Consider the following 22,759-nt stretch of genomic DNA (forward strand, 5'->3'; position numbering starts at 1 on the left):
CTTTTATAGCTTTTTGATTGTATTAGAACTTATATCCAATACCGATTTGAAAAACAGAGTTTTTTACGTCTGTATCTTCCACAATTTCGGTTACGCCATAAATGTATCTTCCGGTTGCGAAAAGTCCCATGTCGGTTTGAAAAGTAATACCGCCGGCAATTCCGAAATCAAAGTCTTTGGCTTCATTTAAATCTAAATCGCCACCGTCGTCATTTGCATCAGAATCGATTTCTTCGTTTACCTTAAAGCTAAACTGTGGTCCGACCTCAAAACTTAAACCTCTCGTAGCATAAATTTTCGCTAACACAGGCACATTAATATAATCAAGTTGGTATTCTACTTTTCCATCGCCGCCTATAAGCCCTCCGTCAATATCAGACTTGAAACCTTGTCCAGAATATAATGCTTCCACCTGAAGCGAAAGAATATCTGCCAATGGTAATTCTCCAACAAGACCTACGTGGAAACTTGTTCTAGAGTCTGGACTGTCAAAATCATCTCCAGTAACGGTGGCAAAGTTTACACCACCTTTTACGCCCAAGCTAGGTTGTCTGCTCGTCGTGTTGTCTGCTTCTTGCGCGTTTGCTGTCATAGCCGTCAATAAAATTGAGCCTGCTGTGATTAATTTTAATAGCTTCATAATCTTCTTTTTTTAATTAAGGTTTGTAAGTCAAATTTAGATTTAAGAATGGTCTTAAAATTCTAAATATTTCATAATTCACAAAAAATTAACTATTTTAAGTATAAAAGTTTATTATTTATGGTTATTATGTAATATTTTTTTGTTTAAATATAAACTTTTGATTGTTTTTTGAATCTCATACTATCTAAACTTGGCCGAGAAATGGGAAATGTTAAAATTTATATCCCAATCCGAATTGTATAACGGAGTTTTTAGCATCAGAATCTTTGATAACTTCATTAAAACTGTGATTGTACCTTCCATTAATGAACAAACCTCCGTCAAATTGAAAAGTCAGGCCTGCTGCCAATCCCATATCGAAATCATTTACTTCATCCAAATCATTTCCTTCATCGTCGTCGCCAGCATCCAAATCAATTTTCTCATTAATCTTGAATCCGAACTGAGGACCAGCTTCAACACTAAATCCTTTTACGATGTACAGTTTTGCCAATACCGGAACATTGATATAATCCAATTGGTATTCCGCAGTATAATCGCTTCCTAAAAAAGAATAATTCCTTTCAAAACCCTGTCTTGAATAAATAACTTCGGGCTGAATCGAAAAGGAATCATCTATCAGCGGAATTTCAGCCGTAGCACCTACATAAAAACTCGTCCTTGCATCAGGACCTTCATCAAAGTCACCTTTTGTAATCGTGGCGTAATTCAGACCGCCTTTTACTCCAAATCCAGCTTTATTAAATGAGCCATCAGATTGGGCCTGTACTTTGTGAGTCGAAAAAGATAGCATTCCGGCAATCAAAAGCACATTTGTCGAAATAATTTTTAATAGCTTCATAATTAGATTATTTTTGTTAGTAGACAAATAAGTACATTTATTATGCCAGCATAGTAATTCGGCAACATTCGGCAAATGGCAAACTGGGAGACATACATTAAAAATTTCCAATCTTTTTTGAAGATTGAGCGCGGCTTATCAAAAAATACGATTGACAATTATACGTTTGATATAGAAAAGATTGTTTTTTATCTTTCTGTAAATCAGATAAATGTAAGTCCTGTTGCTATTTCTGAAGAAGTGATACAGCAATTTATTTACGATATTTCGAAAACGGTAAATCCTCGTTCGCAAGCAAGAATCATTTCGGGATTGAGAAGTTTTTTCAGCTACATGATTTTTGAAGATTATAGAAACGATAATCCGATGGAACTTGTAGAAATCCCCAAAATAGGCAGAAAACTCCCCGATACATTGTCAACGGATGAGATTGACAAGATCATTGGCGCGATAGACTTGTCTTCCAACGAAGGCGAAAGAAACCGGGCCATGTTGGAAACGCTGTACGGCTGCGGATTGCGGGTTTCGGAATTAGTGTCTCTCAAAATCTCGGACCTGTTTTTTGAAGAAGGTTTTATAAAAGTAAAAGGGAAAGGCGACAAACAGCGTTTTGTCCCAATCGGAAATCTTACGCAGAAGTATATCGATATGTATAAGACTTCGATACGATCGCATCTTTCCATTCAAAAAGGTCATGAAGACACGCTGTTTCTCAACCGACGAGGAAAACAGTTAACAAGGGCTATGATTTTTACGATAATCAAAGACTTGGCGGTAAAAATCAATCTTAAAAAAACAATCAGCCCGCATACATTTCGGCATTCTTTTGCTACCCATCTTTTAGAAAATGGGGCAGACCTTCGGTCAATCCAATTGATGCTTGGACATGAATCGATTACAACTACAGAAATTTATGTACACCTCGACAGAAGGCATCTTACCCAAGTTATGAATGCATTTCATCCAAGAAAATAACCGTTAAACGATTTTGTGTTTTTCCTATATGGATTTGACATTTTGGTATATACTTTTGTGCCACCTAACCAATATGTTAACCTTTAATGCCATTCGAGAATTACGTAAATTCAGATGAATCTTACACTTCGAATCAATTTTATGAAAAGCTTCTGAAAGAAATTCCAGATCTGATTTTTCAGTTTAAAATTGAAAAGGATAATACTTACAGTATGCCATTTGTAAGCCACTCCGCTATGGAGATTTACGGGTTCGAAAAAGATTATCTTGAGCATGATGCCGGAGTCGTGATAACAGATCGCATTCTTAAGGAAGACGTAAAAGGATTTTTAAAATCAGTCCTAAAATCAAGGGATACCTTAACAAGATGGAACCATGAATATAGGGTTCTGCTTCCGAAAAAAGGAATCCGCTGGCTGAAAGGCTCGGCAAAACCAGAAGCTTTAGAAGATGGGAGTGTCGTATTTTATGGACGTATTGCCGATGTTACGGCAAACAAAGAACAAGAATTACGACTGATCTTATCTGAAAAACGCTTTGAATTTGCGCTAGAAGCTTCTATGGGCGGTGTTTGGGATTGGAATCTTCAAAACAATACGGTTTTCTATTCTGAACAGTCGATGAAAATTCTTGATCTTGATGAAGAAGAAGGAATCAATTCGTTTGAAAACTGTACCTCAAAAGTGCATCCTGACGATAGGAAAGAATATCTTTCGGATATCGACATGCATTTAAAAGGAGTGACCGCAGTTTATGAAAATCTGCATAGGGTACAAGGACGAAAAGGAACATATAAGTGGATACTCGACCGCGGTAAGGTAATTGAACGCGACAAAGCCGGGAAGCCGTTAAGGATTATCGGAACACATACCGATATTTCTTCTCAAAAAGAAAGAGAAGATGAGTTGAAAAAAACGCTTGATATCGTAAGCGAACAGAATAGCAGGTTATTGAATTTCGCTCATATCGTTTCGCACAATTTGCGTTCGCATGCTGGGAATTTTACGATGCTTCTTGATCTAGTTGACGATATTCAGGATACTCAAGAACGTGAAGAAACGCTGTTACACCTGAGAACAATTTCGAATGAATTGACGCAGACAATAGAACATCTGAACGAATTGGTCAGCATACACACAGAAATAAAGATTGCTCGAGAAAACCTGAATCTGAATGAGTTTTTTCAGAGAACGCTGAATGTTCTGAGCGAAAAGATAAATAAGCATAATGTAAAAATCATAAGCCTGATTCCGGATGACGTGTATATAAATTATAACCCGGCTTATTTGGAAAGTATTCTTTTGAATTTTACGACAAATGCGATCAAATATTCCCATCCTGACAGACAGTTGGAAATCACCTATCAGCTGACGTATGAAAAAGGGAAAAAAGTCCTGACGATTTCAGATAATGGACTCGGGATAGATTTGGATAAATATAGGAATTCGCTTTTTGGGATGTATAAGACGTTTCATCAGCATCCGGATTCTAGAGGAATTGGCCTTTTTATAACAAAAAATCAGGTCGAAGCCATGGGTGGAAAAATTGAAGTTACAAGCAAAGTGGGGGAAGGAACTGCATTTAAAATATATTTTAATGAAAAAGTTTAATGATGTTTTCGTGGTTGATGATGATAAAATCTACCATTTTATATTAAAAAATTTATTGAAAAAGAATAATATAGAGGTCAATTCACGATTTTTTGAAAATGGGCAGGAAGCAATTGAAGGCCTGAAAGAAAATTCCAAAAACGGGACTACGTTACCAGACCTGATTCTTTTGGATATCAATATGCCAGTAATGGACGGATGGCAGTTTCTGGAAGAATTCCAAAAGATCAAAGGATCGCTGAATAAGGAAACCGTAATTTATATGGTAAGCTCTTCTAATAGCCCTTTCGATTTGAATAAGGCCAAAGATTTTCCTAACGAAGTAAAAGACTATTTCCTGAAGCCTGTCTGTCTTGAAGACATCTGTAGGATATTCCTAAACTAAAAAAAGCTCCTCATTTATTTGAGGAGCTTTTTTTTTTAGATGTATTCTGTAAATTATTTCGCAATATTTACAGCTCTTGTTTCCCTGATAACTGTGATTTTTACTTGTCCAGGGTAGGTCATTTCAGTCTGTATTTTCTGTGAGATTTCGAAAGAAAGGTTTGCGGCGTTATCATCAGAAACTTTTTCGCTTTCTACGATAACACGCAATTCTCTACCTGCTTGGATCGCATAGGCGCTTTTCACTCCTTGGAAACCATAAGCAATATCTTCAAGATCTTTTAATCGTTGGATGTATGAGTCTAAAACCTGTCTTCTGGCTCCAGGTCTCGCTCCAGAAATAGCATCACAAACTTGGATGATCGGAGAAAGCAATGATTTCATTTCAATCTCGTCGTGATGCGCTCCAATTGCATTGCATACTTCTTCTTTCTCGCCATATTTTTCAGCCCATTGCATACCTAACAATGCGTGTGGAAGATCACTTTCCGTATCAGGCACTTTTCCTATATCGTGTAATAATCCGGCTCTTTTTGCCAGTTTAACATTCAGTCCTAATTCAGCAGCCATGATTCCACAAAGCTTAGAAACTTCACGGGAGTGTTGTAATAAGTTTTGTCCGTAAGAAGAACGGTATTTCATTCGTCCTACCACTTTAATCAATTCTGGGTGTAATCCGTGGATTCCTAAATCGATAACCGTACGCTTACCAACTTCGATAATCTCGTCATCAATTTGTTTAGCGGTTTTGGCTACTACTTCTTCGATTCTAGCAGGGTGAATACGTCCGTCAGTTACCAATTTATGTAATGCCAAACGAGCAATCTCTCTGCGGACAGGGTCAAAGCAAGAAAGGATAATGGCTTCTGGAGTATCATCAACGATGATTTCAACCCCTGTTGCTGCTTCCAAAGCTCGGATATTTCTACCTTCACGGCCGATGATTCGTCCTTTTACGTCATCCGATTCGATGTTGAATACAGAAACGCAGTTTTCGACAGCTTCTTCTGTACCGACTCTTTGAATTGTATTGATGATGATTTTCTTCGCTTCTTGTTGTGCCGTAAGCTTGGCTTCTTCAAGCGTTTCTTGGATGTGCGACATAGCGCTGCTTTTTGCTTCAGCTTTCAAGCTTTCAACCAATTGGTTTTTCGCTTCTTCGGCAGACAATCCAGAGATAACTTCAAGCTGTTCTACTTGGCTTTTGTGTAATCTGTCTACTTCGGCTTGCTTTTTTTCTAGCGATTCGATTCTGTTAGAGTAATCGTTGATTTTTGCTTCAAGATCATCGGTCGCCTTTTTGGTTTTTGCCAGTTCATTCGATACTTGAGATTCTTTATCTCTTGTTCTTTTTTCTGCTTCTGCTATTTTTTTGTCTCTAGCCAAGATCACTTGTTCGTGCTCTGACTTAAGTTCGATGAATTTCTCCTTTGCTTGCAGGATTTTGTGCTGCTTGTTGGTTTCGGCTTCTGCTTTGGCATCTTTTAAAATCGATGCGGCCTCTTTTTTGGCGTTTTTTATCAGGTTAGAAACGTTGCTCCTTTCCATCACTTTTGCAATAGCAAAACCTGCCGCGATGCCTACGATTCCTGAAATAATTATAATTAATGTACTGTCCATGTTTGTTGAAATTTATATATAAAAAAAGCCTACATTAGATTGCTTGTATAAACTCGTTAAGACAAGTTTTGAGCTAACTCGCTGTTCAAGGATCTGCTCAAGGCAGCTTGCTTTAGTAACGATGATTTGCTCATTTTAATTTGTTAGTGTTGAGTTTACCAAATATGAACTAATGTAGGCAGTATTTTAGTCTATGTTAAAGAACGTTTTTTATTTATCTAGATAGCTTGCTAATAAATCATTAATCTTTTTCAGTCTTTCGTTGGCCTCAACATTATCTGTCGAAGAATCGATTTGTTTCTGCTCTAATTGCGATGCAAATTGCAAGGCGCACATTGCCAAAACATCCTGTTTGTCACGAACCGCATAATTCTCTTCGAATTGCTTAATCATTAAATCAATCTTTTTGGAAGCGCTTCGCAACCCTTCTTCTTGTGACATGTCTACTGTTAAGGGGTAGACTCTGTCTGCGATTGATATTTTAATTTTAAGCTTTTCGTCCATAATTACTAATCTGAAAGCTGTGCTATACAGTAATCAATTTCACGGATTAATGAATTTATCTTAAGCTTTGTATCTCTTTTATTTTCTTCACTGCCTAATAATGAATTGGCTATTCTGAGTGTGTCATGCTGTGATTTCAACGTTTCGATCTCTTTCGACTGTTTCTGCATCACTATTGCGGCCTGATTCAATTCTTGCTGCAGTTCGCGTGATGTTTTTTCCAAACCCTCAATTTTTGTGATGAGTTTTTCAAGCCTGCTTTCAAGAGTATCAATGATTTGCGCAATTTCACTCATTGGAGTCAATATTCATTACATAATTTACAAAGTTACTATTCCTATTTAAATATTGCAATATTTTTCCTTAAATTATCTTTTTAATCGAACCTTTTGTTGTAATAATTTGTAAAATAAGGAGTTATAATTTCGGAAAATTCTATATTTTCTTCACTCTTTTTTTTATATTAGCAAAAACCTTTACTATGCGATTTAGCCTAATTTTTTTATTATTTACCCTCACGGTTTTTGGACAAAACGACTATCCAAAAGATTATTTTCGTTCTCCCTTGGATATCCCACTTTATTTATCTGGAACATTTGGAGAATTGAGAGGAAATCATTTCCATACCGGACTTGATTTCAAGACGCAGCAAAAAGAAGGATTGAATGTCTATGCGGCGGCTGACGGTTACGTATCCCGAATAAAAATTTCTACATGGGGCTACGGAAAAGCTATTTATATTACACATCCCAACGGCTATACTACTGTTTATGGGCATCTTCAAAAGGCTTCCCCTGCAATCGAGGCGTATATCAAAAAAGCCCAATACGCTCAAAAAGCATTTGAAGTCGAAATGTTTCCTACAGAAAATGAACTTGTGGTTAAAAAGGGAGATATTATCGCATTATCCGGAAATTCTGGCGGATCGGGCGGACCGCATTTGCATTTTGAATTTCGTGATTCAAAAACAGAAAAAATAATTAATCCAATGTTTTTTGGATTCGATATACAAATAAAAGATACCAGGCCTCCTGTAATTAATAATCTTGTGGTGTATCCTATCGGCGACAGTTCTAGCGTAAACCAGATGCAGCGGCCGATGGAAGTCAATCTTTCGCTACAGAAAGACGGCAGCTACATCGCCGAAAAAATTGTTGCCAACGGAAAAATAGGATTCGGTGTCAATACTTACGATCTTTTTGACAACAGCTATAATAAAAATGGCGTGTTTAAAGTGCAAGGATTGTGTAACGGAAAACCTTTTTTCGGTTACCAATTTGATTCTTTTGCTTTTGATGAAGGACGTTACATCAATGCGCTGATTGACTATTCTAGATTCAAGAGGACCGGTCAAAGGGTGCAAAAGCTTTTTATGGTCGAGCCGTATCTTTTGAGTATCATAACGTCTAACAATACTTATGGGATGGTTGAAGTGCTTCCTAATCTTTATCAGAATTTTCAAGTTGAAGTTTCTGATTTTAATAAAAACAAGAGCATTATCAACATTCCAATTCAATATTCATCCTTGCCGATAACAGTTCCGAAGGAAGAAAAGCGCTCCGGCTTTTTTCTAAAAGCACGAAAAGACAATAGTTATGCAAAAGACAATGTTACTGTTTTTGTTCCGGCCGGGACTTTTTATGAAGATTTCTACCTTGATTTTGATGTAAAAGACACGGTGCTGTATCTCCATAATGAAACTGTTCCTGTGCATAATAATATCACCATAACTTTTGAAGATGCAGTTTCTTCCGAGGCTGACAAAGCAAAAATGTTTATTGCTTCCAAGGAAGGAAAGCGTCTTGGCTATAATAAGACCTATCGAAAAGGAAATATTTTTACGACGTATACTAAAGATTTAGGTGAATTCGTTTTAGCAAGGGATACGATTGCGCCGAAAATCAGCAATCCGAATTTTGTAGAAGGTAAATGGATCAGCAAGCAGCAATTCCTAGAAATTTATATTTCGGATAACATGTCCGGAATAGCAGAATATAACGGATATCTGAACGGAAAATGGATTTTGTTGGAATACGATTACAAAACTAAAAAGCTTTCGTATAATTTTGAGGACAATATCGCCGATGAAGGGCGAAATGATTTAAAAATAGTTGTTTCTGATAATATGGGAAATTCTACTACCTTTGAGTCGCATTTTTTTAGAAGTCAACAACAATAAAAGAGTATAATTTGAAAACAAAGAATAATTTATTTGCAGTCCTTTTTTTCTTTATAGGCTTTGCCGCATTCGCACAGACCGCTAGAATTAAAGGTGTTATTTTAGATGAAAACAACCAGCCAGTCGAAGATGTAGATGTCAGCTATAAAAATACCTCGACGACTTCTAACGAAAATGGATTTTACATACTGACCGTTCCGGCCAACCAAAAAATAACAATTGTTTTTTCGCATTTAGCAAATAAAAGTTCCTCTTTGGATATTGAGTTGAAGCCTAACGAAGATTTTGAATTCAATCCTGTCTTAAGCAAAAAGGTTGAGATGATCGGTACTGTCGAAATTTATAACAACCGAAAAAGAGTAGAAGGAATTACCAATATTGCTCCTCGAGACATAAAATTGATTCCTGGTGCCAACGCAGGTGTTGAGAATCTTTTGAAAACCTTGCCGGGTGTAAATTCCAATAGCGAATTAAGTACGCAATATGCTGTCCGAGGCGGGAATTATGATGAAAATTTAGTGTATGTAAACGAAATTGAAGTCTACCGTCCTTTTTTGATTCGTTCGGGCCAGCAAGAAGGATTGAGTTTTACCAATACCGACATGATTCAGAACGTAGATTTTTCTGCCGGAGGATTTCAGGCCAAGTATGGTGATAAACTGTCGTCTGTATTGGATATTACCTACAGAAGACCTAAAAGCTTTGGTGCTTCTCTAGAAGCTAGTTTTCTAGGAGGAAGCCTGATGGTCGAAACCGCTTCAAAAAATCAAAAATGGGCCGCGATTATAGGAGTGCGTTACCGAGATAACAGTCTTTTCGTAAACAGTCAGGAAACAGAGACCAATTTCAGGCCTACGTTTGCAGATGTACAGACGTATGTGACCTATAATCCGAATAACAAATGGGAATGGAGCTTTCTTGGAAATATTTCCCAAAACAAATACAACTACGAGCCTTTGACAAGACAGACCAATTTCGGAACGATTGATGATCCGAAAGCATTGTTGGTATTTTATCAAGGACAAGAAAAAGATCAATACGATACTTATTTCGGGGCTTTAAAAACAACTTTTAAGGCAAGCGAAGATTTCACATTGAAGTTTATTGCTTCCGCCTATCATACCCAAGAACAAGAATATTTCGATATCAAAGCCGATTATAGCTTTGGCGAATTGGACACCAATATTGGCTCTGGAAATTTAGGAGACATCGTCTACACACAAGAAATCGGTTCCCAGCTAAACCATGCCAGAAATGATCTGGATGCGTTGATCGTAAATGCCGAAGTAAAGGGTTTCCATAACATCAACGAAAATAAGATAGAGTGGGGCTTCAAATATACCCGTGAGGATATTCGCGATAGGATTGTGGAGTGGGAAGTCATCGACTCTGCAGGATTTTCATTAAATCCGCCGATTATTGATTTGCCAATTCGCGATCAGCCGTACAATCCGTATACTGGACCATTAGTGCCGTATCAAAATGTAAGAGCCTTAAATTATACAAAAATCGACAGGCTTTCTGGATATGTACAATGGAGCAAGAAAAGCATGCTTGGAAGCCATGATGTTTGGTATAACTTCGGCGTAAGAGCCCACAATTGGCAAGTTTCTGGAGATGATATAGACGGAAAAAATCAGACGACTTTCAGCCCAAGAGCCCAATTTGCCATAAAACCTGATTGGGAAAGCGATATGGTCTTCCGCCTGTCGGGAGGTTTGTACCACCAGCCGCCATTCTATAGAGAACTCCGTGGTGCTGACGGTTTGGTAAATCCAGATGTGAAAGCACAGCAATCGATACATGTCGTCTTGAGCAATGATTACAGTTTCAAGATGTGGGAAAGACCATTTAAGCTGGTCACGGAAGCTTATTATAAATCAATGTCAGATGTCAATACTTATACGCTTGATAACGTACGAATCCGATACAGCGCTAATAACGATGCCAAGGCCTATGCGACAGGTTTTGATGCGCGCTTGAACGGAGAATTTGTTCCTGGCACCGAATCTTGGTTCAGTTTCGGATACATGAAAACAGAAGAAAATATAAACGACCGCGGTTACATAGCAAGACCAACAGACCAAAGATTGAAGTTCGGCATCTTGTTCCAAGATTATGTGAAAAACATTCCTAACCTGAAATTATATCTGAACCTTGTGTACAATACTGGCCTGCCAGGCGGCTCTCCGTCGTATGCTGATCCGTATGTATACCAAAGCCGTTTGCGTGATTACCGCAGGGCAGATGTAGGTTTTTCCTATGTTTTTACAGAGAAAAACGAAACAAGACCTGACGGACATTGGCTGAAGAAATTCAAAGATTTGTCTTTGGGATTGGAGATATTCAACTTATTCAATAACCAAAATGCAATAACAAATACTTGGGTTAGAGATGTTTATACGAAGGTACAGTACGGAATTCCGAATTATATGACCACAAGGGTTTTCAATATTAAGCTGACGGCAAGATTATAAATTGAAATTCTGAAGTTTTATCTTTATATTTGAATGACTATTTAAGCTTAAGAAATGAGAAAATTTCCAATATATATACTAGCAGTAGCAATAGCTTGTTTGGCTAGCTGCGAAGAAAAGAAGGAAACTCCGAAGGTGATTTATGATACGAAGCCTGAAAAAGTTACTGCAAAAGCAGATTCTTCACAGATAAAAATTGCTGATCTTCCGATTCATATGGAAGGCACCAAATATCTGATTCATGCCATTGGTGATGTTCGTATCTATGATGGAAACACAAAGACCTACGGTACGAGCAAGACCAATTCTGTAAGCTACGCGATTTCAAATTACAACCGTTTTGAACTCACGGGGTATTTTGAAAACCTGAAATTCCAGCATATTGATTCTACAGCCTTGAAACCGCTTACGGATAAGAAAATACAAATGCAGACGGTGACTTTCCTAAATACGATTTCAGATAAGACCAAAAAGCAGATTTTGGTTTACTCTTTGGTCGATATGGACACGAATAAAGACGGAAAATTAGATGCAAACGATATCAAATGCCTTTACATCAGCGAGTTTAACGGAAAGCATTTCCACAAACTTTCAGAAGATTACCAAGAATTGATTGATTGGAATATTGTTGAAGCCCAAAATAGGCTGTATTACAGGACTATCGAAGACATTAACAAAAATGGAGCTTTTGATAAAGACGATTTAGTGCATTATTATTATGTAGAATTGCTTTCTCCTGATTGGAAAACTGAAAAATATGATCCGATTGGAAACAACGGAGCCTAAAAAAAATCCCCAAGCTAAGTGATTGGGGATTTTTTTTTATTCTTAAATCAAGATATCGCTTTCTAAATCTGATTTCTCGATTGTAAAGTCGAAGCCAAGCTGTCCTACGAGCTGAATTACGAGGTTTTTATACCAGTTCTCTGATTTCGGGTGTATATATATCTTTTCAATTAGTTTGTTGATATCCACGTCTATTTTGACGCCTTCGTTGATGGTCAGGTTATGAGAAGAAAGATTTGAGATGATTCGAACTTCTCTCTCGTACTGAAAACTTTTGCGCTTGAAAAGAAAAGGGAAAAAATCATCATCGAAAGGAATGTATTCTTTTTTATAATCGATATAATTTACTTCACCAATGTGCTGTTCGTAGTGCTTCTCCAAATGCAACGATTCCTGTATTCTCTTGATTGTAGATTGTATGGCTAGTCCTTCGCTGTTTTGGGTAAAAATCTGCCACATGGCAAAAGACTCATATTCATTAATATGCCAGCTGCTGATGACTACATTTTTTCTCTGGGTTTTGTATACGTCTAGAAATTCAGGATTGTTTTCAGAAATTTTCCGGATTTCCTCGAACGTAGGCTCGCTGAAAGTACCTTCATACTGATCCTCAAATTTATCAGAACGTGACATAAAAAGTTTTTTGGACAACAACAGGTCCAGGAACTTAGATAAATCCAAATATTTCCAAACGACTGTGTCGCTATTTTCCGGAAGGCTTATGTTTGGATTATTCTGATACATAATTTAGGGTTTGTTATTCAAAGGACTGCATCATTACCAATTTTTTGTACACTCCGTTTTTGGCTAGCAGTTCGTCGTGGGTTCCTTGTTCTACAATTTCACCTTTCTGCATGACGACAATCTTGTCCGCTTTTTGGATGGTGGATAACCTGTGTGCGATTACGATTGAAGTCCTGTTCTGCATCATGTTTTCCAATGCAACTTGAACCAATCTTTCGCTTTCGGTATCTAGAGCTGATGTGGCTTCATCCAAAATCATGATCGGAGGGTTTTTCAAGACCGCTCTAGCAATGCTCAATCGCTGCTTTTGTCCGCCTGATAATTTGTTTCCGCTGTCGCCCACATTTGTATTGATTCCTAGAGGCAAATCTTTTACGAATTCATAAGCATTGGCGATTTTCAACGCGTCAATTATTTCTTCGTCAGTTGCGTCTTGTTTGCCTAATTTGATATTGTTTTTTATAGAATCGTTGAATAAGATAGAATCTTGTGTGACCAGTCCCATCAGGTCTCGCAAAGATTTCATAGTGATGTCTTTTATATTTACGCCGTCAATTTTTAAAATTCCTTCCTGGACATCATAGAAACGAGTAAGCAAATTGGCAATGGTACTTTTTCCGCTTCCCGATTGTCCAACTAAAGCGACGGTCTGTCCTTTTTTGACATCTAACGAGAAGTTCTTGAGGACATTTTCTTTTTCGTACCTAAAATTAATGTTATCGATATGAATGTTGTTCTCGAAAGTATTTTTCTCAATAGCATCAAGTTTATCTGTGATTGCATTTTTTTCTTCCATTAATGTAAAAACACGTTCAGCTGCAGCGAGTCCTGTTTTTACTTGGTAAGAGGCTTTTGAAATTGCTTTTGCCGGAGTTAAAATCGTATATGCCAGAGCAATATAAGCAATGAATGTTGTTGGTGACAAAGATTTGTCTACAATAACTAATTGTGCGCCATACCATAATAGAACGGCAATGGTTAGAATCCCTAAAAATTCGCTTAAAGGTGAAGCCAGATTATTTTTGTTTCCAATGCTATTTGATAAACGTAATAATCGTTTTAAAGACAAATTAAATTTTGATATAAAAACATTTTCAGAATTAAAGCCTTTAACTACTTTCAAACCGCTTAATGTTTCGTCTAAGATTGATATTTGTAGTCCGTTTTCTTCTTGAGCTCTTGTTGATTTAGTTTTTAAATTTTTTCCGACTCTAGAAATGATAAAGCCAGAAATTGGAATAAATAAAAATACAAACAATGTAAGTTTAGCACTTATAAAAAACATGGCTGCAATTGAGAATACAATCGTTAACGGCTCTCTAACTACAAGCTCCAAAACTTGAAAAAATGCATTTTTAACCTCGTTAACATCGCCCAGCATTCTCGACATGACATCTCCTTTTCTTTTTTCTGAATAATAAGAAATAGGAAGATTGATAATTACAAGGTATAATTTTTCCCGTAAATCATTTAAAACGCCATTCCTAAGCCGAGTTATGTGATAGGATGCTAAATAGTTTGTGAAATTTTTTAAAAATGCAGTTACGATGATAATAGAAATTACAAAAATCATGGCGTATTCAAAGCCGCTATTTTCTGTAAATTGGGTAACTTTATAATTTAGATAATTTTCGGAAAATGATTTTAAATTTTCAATTCCTGTATATTCAGGTTTTGTGAAAACTTTTTCGTTAAGCCCAAACAATACATTTAATGTTGGAATCATTGAAACCATTAAGATTGTTGAGAAAAAAGCATAAAAAACGTTGTAGACAATATTTAAAACAATGTCTTTTTTATACCGAAAAGCAAAAGGGATTAACTTTCTTAAATTTGCATCCATTAATTTATTGGTGAATTATTGCAGATGCATTTCTGCAATGATATTTTTTATTTTTTGATCTAGATTTTTTTCTACTTTCTTGGCATCTTCGACAGATTCTAGTGGTTCGTTTACGCTGAAATAGAATTTTATTTTAGGTTCTGTACCGCTTGGACGAGCGCATATTTTTGTGCCGTCTTCCAGATAATAAATCAAGACGTTGGATTTTGGAATTTCCAATGTTTCTGTCTCTCCAGAAAATAAGTTCTTTGCGGTTGAATTCTCGTAGTCTTCAACCATCAACACTCTTTGTCCGTTGATTTCTTTCAAAGGATTTCGACGCAGCTGTAGCATCATAGTTTGGATTTCTGCAGCGCCTTCAATTCCTTTTTTGGTTATTGAAATTAGATATTCCTTATAAAACCCAAAATCTACATATAAATTCAAAAGCTCTTTATAAAGTGAGCTTCCATTGGCCTTTGCTTGAGCAGCAATTTCGCAGACCAATAAGGTTGCGGCTACGGCATCTTTATCACGAACAGCATCGCCAACCATAAATCCAAAACTTTCTTCGCCACCGCCGATAAATTTCAGCTCTGGAAAATCCTTGATCATTTTGGCAATCCATTTAAATCCGGTCAGGCCGATTTTGCATTCTACATCATAAGCTGTGGCCAATTCCATCATCATTGGCGTAGAAACAATAGTCGATCCGATAAATTCTTTTCCAGTAATCTTACCTGCTTTTTGCCATTGCTCCAATAAAAATGCAGTCATCAAGACCATTGTCTGGTTTCCATTTAGTAAAATCATCTTGCCGTCATTGTCTCTGACAGCTACGCCAAGACGGTCAGAATCAGGGTCTGTCCCTACAACAATATCTGCATTTAATTTTTCTGCCAACGCCAACGCCATAGTTAAGGCTTCCGGTTCTTCTGGATTTGGAGATTTTACGGTAGGGAAGTTCCCATCAGGCACAGCCTGTTCTGGAACAATATTGACATTAGTATAGCCGGCTTTTGACAAAACTTCAGGAATTGATTTTATAGAAGTTCCGTGAAGTGAAGTATAGACTATGTTTAGATTTTTCTTGGCCTCAGAAGGAGTGTTGAAACTTGCGTTTTCAATGGTTGACTTTACAAAAGCTTCGTCTATTTTTTTGTCGATATACTCGATTAGGTTTTCATTCGCCTTAAAATTGATCTGGTCATATCCTAAAGCTTCAATGATTTGTATGATTTCAGCATCTTGCGGCGGAACTAATTGGCCTCCGTCTTGCCAATAGACCTTGTATCCGTTGTATTCAGGTGGATTGTGCGAAGCAGTCAGGACAATTCCTGCATGGCATTTCAGGTATTTTAGTGCAAATGACAATTCTGGAGTAGGACGCATTTCAGAAAACAAATACACTTTGATTCCATTCGCAGAAAAAACATCAGCGACTACTTTTGCAAGCGTATCGCTGTTGTGGCGGCAATCGTAAGCAATAGCCACTTTTAACTGCTCATTTGGGAATACCTTTTTCATGTAATTAGAAATTCCCTGCGTGTTTTTGCCAAGCGTATATTTGTTGATACGGTTGGTCCCGACGCCCATGATTCCTCTCATGCCGCCAGTTCCAAATTCAAGGTTTTTATAGAAACTTTCTTCTAATTCTTTTGGAGAAGAAGTCATCATTTCTGTGATTTCCTTATGTGTTTTTTCGTCAAATACAGGCGAAAGCCAGATGTTTACTTTGTCTAATATATTTTTTTCGATGTGCATTCGGGATTTAAAATTTAAAATTCAACTTTAAATTTAAAGATTTATTTCTTTAGAAACCTTATAACGTTCCTCGTTATTTTTGGTTCTTAGTATTATTTCTCCTAAAAAGCCGGCTAAGAACAGCTGTGTTCCGATAATCATGGTAGTCAAAGCGATATAAAACCAAGGATTATCCGTAATTAATATGGTAGATTGTTTGTCATAAAGCCTGTAAAGCTTCATGAAACCGATATATCCGGCTGATAAAAAGCCAATCAAGAACATTACGACGCCCCATGCTCCAAACAAGTGCATCGGTCTTTTTCCGAATCGGGAAAGAAACCAGATCGTGATCAGATCTAAGAAACCGTTGATGAAGCGCTCCATGCCAAATTTCGTGGAACCGTATTTTCGAGCCTGGTGTACTACGACTTTTTCGCCGATTTTTGCAAATCCGGCATTTTTTGCCAAAACGGGGATGTAGCGATGCATCTCACCAGAAACTTCAATGTTTTTGACAACCACTTTTTTATAAGCTTTCAATCCGCAGTTAAAATCATTCAGTGCTACGCCAGAGGTTTTTCGGGCGGCCCAATTGAATAATTTTGAAGGAAGGTTCTTAGAAACGACAGAATCGAAACGTTTTTTCTTCCAGCCAGAAACCAAATCGTATTTTTGGTCGATAATCATCGAGTATAACTCAGGAATCTCGTCCGGACTGTCCTGTAAGTCAGCGTCCATCGTAATGATGACATCGCCTTGTGCTTTTGCAAAACCGGCATGCAAAGCCTGGGATTTTCCGTAATTCCGCAAAAAACGGATTCCTTTTATGTTTTGGTTTTCTTTTGACAGTTCCTCAATAATTGGCCATGAATTATCGGTACTGCCATCATCAATAAAAATGACTTCGTAGGAGAAATTGTTAGCGGTCATGACCTTTTCGATCCACTGCTGTAATTCTTTTAAAGATTCTTCTTCGTTGAGAAGAGGGATAATAATGGATAGATTCATTTATTAGTAACCTTGCGGCTTGTCATTTTTTAGAATTGCACTAATTATAAGTGAATAAATTAAGCCAAGAAAAGCATACATGGCTACTGTAAAAGGGGCAACAATATACGGTTTAGTGAATTTTTCCATCATTGAAATCGACATGTCTAGTTGCTCTTGAGTCATGTTAGGATTTTTTTCAACCATCACTTCTCTTGTTTTTTCTAAGATTTCTTGTCCGTATTCTGGGAATATCAGAAAAAAGATAATCATAAATACTGCTGATAGTAAACCTGCTATTGTAGTTACTGAAACTCCTGCTTTTAATCCTTGACCAAAAGAAAGGAAGCCGTTATTGATGTTCTTTTTGAAATTATTTATTGCTAAACTTATAAATAAAATAGGCAGGACCAAATAATTCAATAGGTTGATTATTAATCCCAGAGCTTGATTTTTTATTAGATCTAGTCCCATTACATAAGGAATCACAAATTCTAAAATTATAATTACTCCAAAAAATAATCCATATTGAACTGCCGATTTAGCAGGAGATGTAATTTCGCTCATTTTTTCTCTATTTAAGAATTAATCTACAAATATAAGAAATCCGCATTTACACTACGCTAAAAATCAATTCATAATACTAGAAAAAAAAGAGAAGGAAAGATTTGTTTATTGAAAAATAATTGTAAATTTGCAGACTCAAAATAATAAAAGTTTAAAAATTAAAAAGTTATAAGGAGTTTATACCTTTTCAACATGAAAAGCTTCAAGACGAATTATAATTAAATCGAATAAAAATCAAATAAGATGAAAAAAGGAATTCACCCAGAGAATTACAGATTAGTTGCTTTTAAAGACATGTCTAACGAAGATGTTTTTATCACTAAATCTACAGCTGAAACAAAAGAAACAATCATTCACGAAGGAGTTGAATATCCGGTTGTAAAAATGGAGATATCAAGAACATCTCACCCTTTCTACACAGGTAAGTCTAAATTGATTGATACTGCAGGACGTATCGACAAATTCAAAACGAAATACGCTAAACACGCAAAATAATTTTTGCTTGTTTCAAAATAAGAAAAAGCCTTCCATATCGGGAGGCTTTTTTATTTGCAATTTATTCTTTTTACTTTGTAACTTTGGGGAGTTAAGGTTCTAAGAGACTAAGATTTTAAGGAGCAAAGTTCCTAAGGACTTGAGTTCCTAAATCTGAAATCTGAAATCTGAAATCCAAAATCACAGATTTAAAATTATCAACTAATAACTATCAACTATAAACTAAACAAGATGAACTACATACTTTTTGACGGAACCGTTCGAAACGCCTTATTGCCTTTTACATTTACCCGCCCTGTAGCCGATATTCGTGTAGGGATTCTGACCATTCGTGAAAAGTGGGAAAAATACCTTGGCTATACGACCACCAGCCTGACGGAAGAATACTTGATGGAAAAATTCCCGATGGTAGAAATGGAGGAAAACATCATGATCAATGCCTCTTTTCTTCCTAATGAAGTTTTGGCCGAAATGGTAAAGTCGTTAGAGAAAAATCAAGCTATTTTTAAAGGAGAAGAAGTAATTGCTTTTTTTTCCGAAGACAGCCAAGAAGAAGTTGATTTTGATAATTACGAAATAATAGAATACAACGATGATTGTCTTACAATCGAGCATACTTGGGATATTTTCAAGAAAAATGATACCGCAATCCGTGAGGATTTTGAACTGCTGACAGAAGATAGGGTTTCACAGCCTATCCCGAAAAGCGTCAATGTAATTTCGCCAGAAAACATCTTTATTGAAGAAGGAGCCAAGCTGGAATTTGTCACTCTAAATGCTTCTACAGGACCGATCTACATCGGAAAGAACTCTGAAATCATGGAAGGTTCTGTAATCAGAGGACCGTTTGCCTTGTGTGAAGGAGCTCAGGTAAAACTGGCTTCTAAGGTATATGGAGCTACAACTGTAGGACCGTTTTCAAGAATTGGTGGAGAAGTCAGCAACTCGGTTCTTTTTGCATATTCTAACAAAGGACATGATGGATTCTTAGGGAATTCTGTCTTGGGCGAATGGTGCAATATAGGAGCTGATAGTAACAACTCCAATCTCAAGAATAATTATGAGGAAGTGAAATTGTGGAGCTACGAAACAGAAGGTTTTGCAAGAACCGGCTTGCAGTTTTGTGGACTGATGATGGGCGACCATAGCAAATGCGGAATTAATACCATGTTTAATACAGGGACAGTTGTAGGCGTGAGCGCTAATATTTTCGGCAGTGGATTTCCAAGGAACTTTGTGCCGAGTTTTTCTTGGGGCGGAGCTTCAGGATTTACGACCTATATTACCAAAAAGGCCTTTGAGACCGCCAAAATAGTGATGTCCAGACGGAATGTAGAGTTTGATGAAAAAGAGGCTAAGATTTTGGAGCATGTTTTTGAAGAAACTAAAAAATGGAGAAAAGACTAAAAAAAAGCCGCTAAATACTGTTTAGCGGCTTTTTTTAAATAATTTCACAAGGGATTTGTGATTATGCTTCTATATTTCCCAAAATAAGAGAAAAGAGGATATATTTGTAAAAAGTGTTTTTTTACGGAAAACCTCAATTTAGAATAGGCTAAATGAAAATCTGTCGCCACTATATCTGTTTACTGCTTGCCACGGCAATTTGCTTATGGGGAAATAGTGCCTATAGTCAATCTTCGGCTCAAAATGAAGCTCTACTGGATAAAGCGTATGAGTTGGTGAATTGGAGTCCGGACGAAGCTTTAAAAATTGGCGAATACCTGCTCAGGAATGCACAATCCGATGCTCAAAAAACAAAATTTTATCTGCTGATGGCCGAAAGCTATTGGGCAAAAGGCGATTATAACAATTCAGTCATTAACGCATTTGAAGCAGGAAAATACTCGGATAATGCAGGAAAAGATGAAACGATCAAAATATTACTCTTCAAAGCACAGTTATTAAAAACGTTGTATCTTGACAATCAGGCAAAAAAATGTCTTGAAGAAGCTTCCAGAATTATCCCCAATTTAAAATCAAAAGAAGACAAAGGTTTTTTTGAAGCCAAGATATTGATCTGCAATTCTGGGATGTATCTTGACAGGCAGAGCTACCAAAAAGCACTCGAGCAGCTACACAAAGTCGGGAGCAAATACAAATCCATTTTAGAAAAAGACAGTTCCTTGCAACAAGACTTTACTATTGCAAAAGGAAAAGCGTATGTCGGTCTGGCCGAATTAGATTCTGCATCGTATTATCTAAAAAGAGCGCAACAATTGCCAAACAAAGTAGCAAATCCTAATCTTCTAAATGCAATAACAATACTCAATGAACTGAGTCTTGTCTATTTTCAAGAAAAGCAGCACGCAAGAGCTATCGATACGTTGATGCAATCTATGAAAATGGCAAAAAAACTGCGTAATGATGCCCTTCTCAAAGTAATAGACAGGCAGCTGAGCATCAATTATTTGGCGCTGAATGATAAAGAAAATCATCAGTTAACGGATAATGAATTCCTGAAACTGCATAGCTATGTAGAGAATACTGAGCAAGAAGCTGTCAACTCCGCTTATAATTTAATCAGTCAAGAACAGGAAGCCGAATTTCAAAAAGCAAAGAATCGACATGCAGATTATTTTTATGTAGCTATAGGTCTCTTCATTTTTGTTTTGATTGCTGGGTTTTTACTTTGGCTGAAGGGCAACATCAAGAAAAAACGTTTAAAAGAAATTATCAGCTATCTAGAAATAAGCACGAATAATACGGTCAAGCTGCATCCGGAGAAGAAAGAAACGAACAAAAAAATTGCCATTCCAGTGGAGACCGAACAGATTATACTGGCAAAATTAAAACGTTTCGAGAATTCCGTCAGATACACCAATAAAGAAATGTCGCTCGCTGTCTTGGCAGGGCAATTTGATACGAATACCAAATATTTGTCGGAGATAATCAACAAGCATTACCAAGACAATTTCAATACGTATATCAACAAACTGCGTATCAATTTTATTATCGAAAAGCTGAAAGAAGACCCAAATTACATGCACTATAAAATCAGCTATTTAGCTGAAAAGAGCGGTTTTTCATCCCATAGCAGCTTTGCTACGGTATTTAAATCGATCACAGGAATAGCGCCAGGAACTTTTATCGAGCTTTTAAAAGAAGAAACAGAAGCCAAAAAACAAGAAAAAATAAATAGCCATGCATAACCGCTACTCTTTTTTTACCTTTCTTGTAAGCATGGTTACGCTATGCTGTACTACAGTTGTGGCGCAGACCAAGAACATAGACAGCATCGTCAAGGCCAGTACTTTGGAAATCTATGAAAATCCTGATAAAGCTCTGTTGGTCGGTAAATCGATTATAGCCAATTCTAAAGACGATGTCAAGACGAAGATAAAAGGGCTGATGTTGGTTGCCGATGCTTATTCTTCAAAAAGAGACTATCAGAAATCATTAGAATATGTAATTCAGGCAAACCATCTGTCCGGCCAGATCGACGACCCGATCTTGAAAATTAAGATTGTCAATAAAATGGCAATCCAATACCAGCAGCTGATGATTTATGATGAGGCCATACAATACCTGAATGAAGCGGAAAAGCTGTGTCTGGCTTATCCAGTTAAAGATTCGGTGCGGCTCCATCTCGGAAGGAATTACATCGTGAGAGGATTTATTTATAAAGAAAAATTGAATTGCGATATTGCCATTAATTTTTTTAATAAAGGGATAGCGGAACTTGCTAATGTGAAGAATTCTATAGTAAATGCCAATTTAAGCATCGCCAATTATAACAAAGGAAACTGCTATATTCTGCTATCTGACAATGAAGCCGCGAAGAAAAGCTTTTTAGAAGCTATTGTAATCGCAAAAGGCATAAAAGCTAAAAGCCTTCAGGCCTTCGCTCAAAAAGGCTTGGCAGAAGTCTATACTTTAGAAGGTAGGTATAGAGATGCCATAAAAGAACTCGAAGAAGCACACAAAATATCACATGACGTCGGAGATTTAGTCCTGAACAGAGGAATCTATAATGGTCTTGTAGAAAATTATCTGGCGGTTAATGATTGGGAAAACTACAAGATATTTCATGCTCGTTATTTAGAGACACAATTAAAGGTCAAAGAATCAGAACGAAAATCCATTAATAATCTAATTACTGAAGGATATAAAACTCAAAATAAAAATCTTAAAACAGAAATTTATAAATACAATTATTATATCCTAACAACTTTAATAGTAATAATATTAGTTGTTATATTTTTCATTATATTACTTAGAAAAAACAAAAAAAATATATTAAAATTAAACAAAACTATTGAAAATCTTCAAAACTCAAGAGTAAAATCTGTTTAGGCGAATCATTTGAATTTTTATAGTTAATGATTTGATTTATAATGTTTTAAATTTTTTTTTAGCCTTTCAAATTTCGGTAAATA

At 36.6% G+C, this 22,759-nt stretch carries 20 protein-coding genes and 1 other RNA gene; 10 read left to right on the plus strand and 11 right to left on the minus strand.

The genetic code is table 11. The annotated features are described in order from the left end of the window. Positions 1-22: 22 nt before the first annotated feature. Positions 23-640, minus strand: coding sequence for a porin family protein (locus OLM56_RS07795; protein ID WP_182494038.1), 618 nt, complete (start codon positions 638-640; stop codon positions 23-25). 214 nt (positions 641-854) lie between these two features. Beyond that, positions 855-1,484: a porin family protein gene (locus OLM56_RS07800; RefSeq protein WP_264528901.1), complete on the minus strand. Its 630-nt coding sequence runs from the start codon at positions 1,482-1,484 to the stop codon at positions 855-857. 75 nt (positions 1,485-1,559) lie between these two features. Here OLM56_RS07800 and xerD point away from each other — a divergent pair, with 75 nt between their 5' ends. From xerD to OLM56_RS07815, 3 genes are all read left to right on the plus strand, one after another. Further along, positions 1,560-2,459, plus strand: a complete 900-nt coding sequence (gene xerD / locus OLM56_RS07805) for a site-specific tyrosine recombinase XerD (protein WP_264528902.1) — start codon at positions 1,560-1,562, stop codon at positions 2,457-2,459. Between the two features lie 86 nt (positions 2,460-2,545). Further along, on the plus strand, positions 2,546-4,069 hold the full coding sequence (locus tag OLM56_RS07810; RefSeq protein ID WP_121376656.1) for a PAS domain-containing protein: 1,524 nt from the start codon (positions 2,546-2,548) through the stop codon (positions 4,067-4,069). After that, the gene (locus OLM56_RS07815; RefSeq protein WP_121376655.1) at positions 4,056-4,454 is read left to right on the plus strand and encodes a two-component system response regulator; all 399 of its coding nucleotides are present in this window, start codon (positions 4,056-4,058) and stop codon (positions 4,452-4,454) included. Before OLM56_RS07810 ends, OLM56_RS07815 begins: the two co-directional genes overlap by 14 nt. A 53-nt stretch (positions 4,455-4,507) precedes the next feature. Here the strand turns inward: OLM56_RS07815 and rny are convergent, their stop codons facing one another. The 4 genes from rny to OLM56_RS07835 all read right to left on the minus strand — a co-directional run bounded on the left by rny (position 4,508) and on the right by OLM56_RS07835 (position 6,873). Beyond that, positions 4,508-6,073 carry a ribonuclease Y gene (rny, locus tag OLM56_RS07820; RefSeq protein ID WP_121376654.1) on the minus strand — a complete coding sequence of 522 codons (1,566 nt, stop codon included), beginning with the start codon at positions 6,071-6,073 and terminating at the stop codon, positions 4,508-4,510. A 49-nt stretch (positions 6,074-6,122) separates the two neighbouring features. Beyond that, positions 6,123-6,228, minus strand: a non-coding RNA gene (ssrS, locus tag OLM56_RS07825) — 6S RNA. 55 nt (positions 6,229-6,283) lie between these two features. Continuing rightward, on the minus strand, positions 6,284-6,577 hold the full coding sequence (locus OLM56_RS07830; RefSeq protein WP_121376653.1) for a cell division protein ZapA: 294 nt from the start codon (positions 6,575-6,577) through the stop codon (positions 6,284-6,286). Positions 6,578-6,582: 5 nt separating this feature from the next. Further along, positions 6,583-6,873 (minus strand): hypothetical protein, encoded by a 291-nt coding sequence (locus OLM56_RS07835; RefSeq protein ID WP_264528903.1) that lies wholly within the window; start codon positions 6,871-6,873, stop codon positions 6,583-6,585. A gap of 185 nt (positions 6,874-7,058) precedes the next feature. On the opposite strand from OLM56_RS07835, the gene OLM56_RS07840 reads away from it, so the two are divergent. The 3 genes from OLM56_RS07840 to OLM56_RS07850 are packed head-to-tail and all read left to right on the plus strand — an operon-like array spanning position 7,059 to position 12,019. Next, positions 7,059-8,756, plus strand: a complete 1,698-nt coding sequence (locus tag OLM56_RS07840) for a M23 family metallopeptidase (RefSeq protein WP_264528904.1) — start codon at positions 7,059-7,061, stop codon at positions 8,754-8,756. A gap of 11 nt (positions 8,757-8,767) precedes the next feature. Further along, a complete protein-coding gene (locus OLM56_RS07845) occupies positions 8,768-11,233 on the plus strand; it encodes a TonB-dependent receptor (protein WP_264528905.1) in 2,466 nt (821 codons plus the stop codon). Between the two features lie 54 nt (positions 11,234-11,287). Further along, positions 11,288-12,019, plus strand: coding sequence for an EF-hand domain-containing protein (locus OLM56_RS07850; RefSeq protein WP_264528906.1), 732 nt, complete (start codon positions 11,288-11,290; stop codon positions 12,017-12,019). Between the two features lie 42 nt (positions 12,020-12,061). Here OLM56_RS07850 and OLM56_RS07855 read toward each other — a convergent pair whose 3' ends face one another. The 5 genes from OLM56_RS07855 to OLM56_RS07875 are packed head-to-tail and all read right to left on the minus strand — an operon-like array spanning position 12,062 to position 17,885. Beyond that, on the minus strand, positions 12,062-12,763 hold the full coding sequence (locus OLM56_RS07855; RefSeq protein WP_121376649.1) for a hypothetical protein: 702 nt from the start codon (positions 12,761-12,763) through the stop codon (positions 12,062-12,064). A gap of 13 nt (positions 12,764-12,776) precedes the next feature. Next, positions 12,777-14,606, minus strand: coding sequence for an ABC transporter ATP-binding protein (locus OLM56_RS07860; protein ID WP_264528907.1), 1,830 nt, complete (start codon positions 14,604-14,606; stop codon positions 12,777-12,779). Positions 14,607-14,621: 15 nt separating this feature from the next. After that, positions 14,622-16,349 carry a phospho-sugar mutase gene (locus OLM56_RS07865; RefSeq protein ID WP_264528908.1) on the minus strand — a complete coding sequence of 576 codons (1,728 nt, stop codon included), beginning with the start codon at positions 16,347-16,349 and terminating at the stop codon, positions 14,622-14,624. Between the two features lie 33 nt (positions 16,350-16,382). Continuing rightward, positions 16,383-17,339 (minus strand): glycosyltransferase family 2 protein, encoded by a 957-nt coding sequence (locus tag OLM56_RS07870; protein WP_182494031.1) that lies wholly within the window; start codon positions 17,337-17,339, stop codon positions 16,383-16,385. 3 nt (positions 17,340-17,342) lie between these two features. Then, positions 17,343-17,885 (minus strand): DUF4199 domain-containing protein, encoded by a 543-nt coding sequence (locus OLM56_RS07875; RefSeq protein ID WP_121376645.1) that lies wholly within the window; start codon positions 17,883-17,885, stop codon positions 17,343-17,345. Between the two features lie 243 nt (positions 17,886-18,128). Here OLM56_RS07875 and OLM56_RS07880 point away from each other — a divergent pair, with 243 nt between their 5' ends. From OLM56_RS07880 to OLM56_RS07895, 4 genes are all read left to right on the plus strand, one after another. Continuing rightward, a complete protein-coding gene (locus OLM56_RS07880; RefSeq protein ID WP_121376644.1) occupies positions 18,129-18,380 on the plus strand; it encodes a type B 50S ribosomal protein L31 in 252 nt (83 codons plus the stop codon). A gap of 231 nt (positions 18,381-18,611) precedes the next feature. Continuing rightward, complete coding sequence (locus OLM56_RS07885) at positions 18,612-19,787, plus strand: GlmU family protein (protein WP_182494030.1); 1,176 nt, start codon at positions 18,612-18,614, stop codon at positions 19,785-19,787. A 152-nt stretch (positions 19,788-19,939) separates the two neighbouring features. Next, a complete protein-coding gene (locus OLM56_RS07890) occupies positions 19,940-21,532 on the plus strand; it encodes a helix-turn-helix domain-containing protein (protein ID WP_264528909.1) in 1,593 nt (530 codons plus the stop codon). Next, positions 21,525-22,676: a tetratricopeptide repeat protein gene (locus OLM56_RS07895; RefSeq protein WP_121376641.1), complete on the plus strand. Its 1,152-nt coding sequence runs from the start codon at positions 21,525-21,527 to the stop codon at positions 22,674-22,676. The genes OLM56_RS07890 and OLM56_RS07895 overlap by 8 nt, the downstream gene beginning before the upstream one ends. Positions 22,677-22,759: the final 83 nt, after the last annotated feature.

This window comes from Flavobacterium sp. N2550, assembly GCF_025947265.1.
Lineage (GTDB): Bacteria > Bacteroidota > Bacteroidia > Flavobacteriales > Flavobacteriaceae > Flavobacterium > Flavobacterium endophyticum.

What these genes read in the sequence shown, in the direction of transcription:
- OLM56_RS07890 (WP_264528909.1), top strand. Translation starts at nt 19,940, where the DNA reads ATGAAAATCTGTCGCCACTATATCTGTTTACTGCTTGCCACGGCAATT.
- xerD (WP_264528902.1), top strand. Translation starts at nt 1,560, where the DNA reads ATGGCAAACTGGGAGACATACATTAAAAATTTCCAATCTTTTTTGAAG.
- OLM56_RS07815 (WP_121376655.1), top strand. Translation starts at nt 4,056, where the DNA reads ATGAAAAAGTTTAATGATGTTTTCGTGGTTGATGATGATAAAATCTAC.
- OLM56_RS07835 (WP_264528903.1), bottom strand. Translation starts at nt 6,873, where the DNA reads ATGAGTGAAATTGCGCAAATCATTGATACTCTTGAAAGCAGGCTTGAA.
- OLM56_RS07810 (WP_121376656.1), top strand. Translation starts at nt 2,546, where the DNA reads ATGCCATTCGAGAATTACGTAAATTCAGATGAATCTTACACTTCGAAT.
- OLM56_RS07880 (WP_121376644.1), top strand. Translation starts at nt 18,129, where the DNA reads ATGAAAAAAGGAATTCACCCAGAGAATTACAGATTAGTTGCTTTTAAA.
- OLM56_RS07875 (WP_121376645.1), bottom strand. Translation starts at nt 17,885, where the DNA reads ATGAGCGAAATTACATCTCCTGCTAAATCGGCAGTTCAATATGGATTA.
- OLM56_RS07865 (WP_264528908.1), bottom strand. Translation starts at nt 16,349, where the DNA reads ATGCACATCGAAAAAAATATATTAGACAAAGTAAACATCTGGCTTTCG.
- OLM56_RS07840 (WP_264528904.1), top strand. Translation starts at nt 7,059, where the DNA reads ATGCGATTTAGCCTAATTTTTTTATTATTTACCCTCACGGTTTTTGGA.
- OLM56_RS07800 (WP_264528901.1), bottom strand. Translation starts at nt 1,484, where the DNA reads ATGAAGCTATTAAAAATTATTTCGACAAATGTGCTTTTGATTGCCGGA.
- OLM56_RS07830 (WP_121376653.1), bottom strand. Translation starts at nt 6,577, where the DNA reads ATGGACGAAAAGCTTAAAATTAAAATATCAATCGCAGACAGAGTCTAC.
- OLM56_RS07870 (WP_182494031.1), bottom strand. Translation starts at nt 17,339, where the DNA reads ATGAATCTATCCATTATTATCCCTCTTCTCAACGAAGAAGAATCTTTA.
- OLM56_RS07895 (WP_121376641.1), top strand. Translation starts at nt 21,525, where the DNA reads ATGCATAACCGCTACTCTTTTTTTACCTTTCTTGTAAGCATGGTTACG.
- OLM56_RS07855 (WP_121376649.1), bottom strand. Translation starts at nt 12,763, where the DNA reads ATGTATCAGAATAATCCAAACATAAGCCTTCCGGAAAATAGCGACACA.
- OLM56_RS07795 (WP_182494038.1), bottom strand. Translation starts at nt 640, where the DNA reads ATGAAGCTATTAAAATTAATCACAGCAGGCTCAATTTTATTGACGGCT.
- rny (WP_121376654.1), bottom strand. Translation starts at nt 6,073, where the DNA reads ATGGACAGTACATTAATTATAATTATTTCAGGAATCGTAGGCATCGCG.
- OLM56_RS07850 (WP_264528906.1), top strand. Translation starts at nt 11,288, where the DNA reads ATGAGAAAATTTCCAATATATATACTAGCAGTAGCAATAGCTTGTTTG.
- OLM56_RS07860 (WP_264528907.1), bottom strand. Translation starts at nt 14,606, where the DNA reads ATGGATGCAAATTTAAGAAAGTTAATCCCTTTTGCTTTTCGGTATAAA.
- OLM56_RS07885 (WP_182494030.1), top strand. Translation starts at nt 18,612, where the DNA reads ATGAACTACATACTTTTTGACGGAACCGTTCGAAACGCCTTATTGCCT.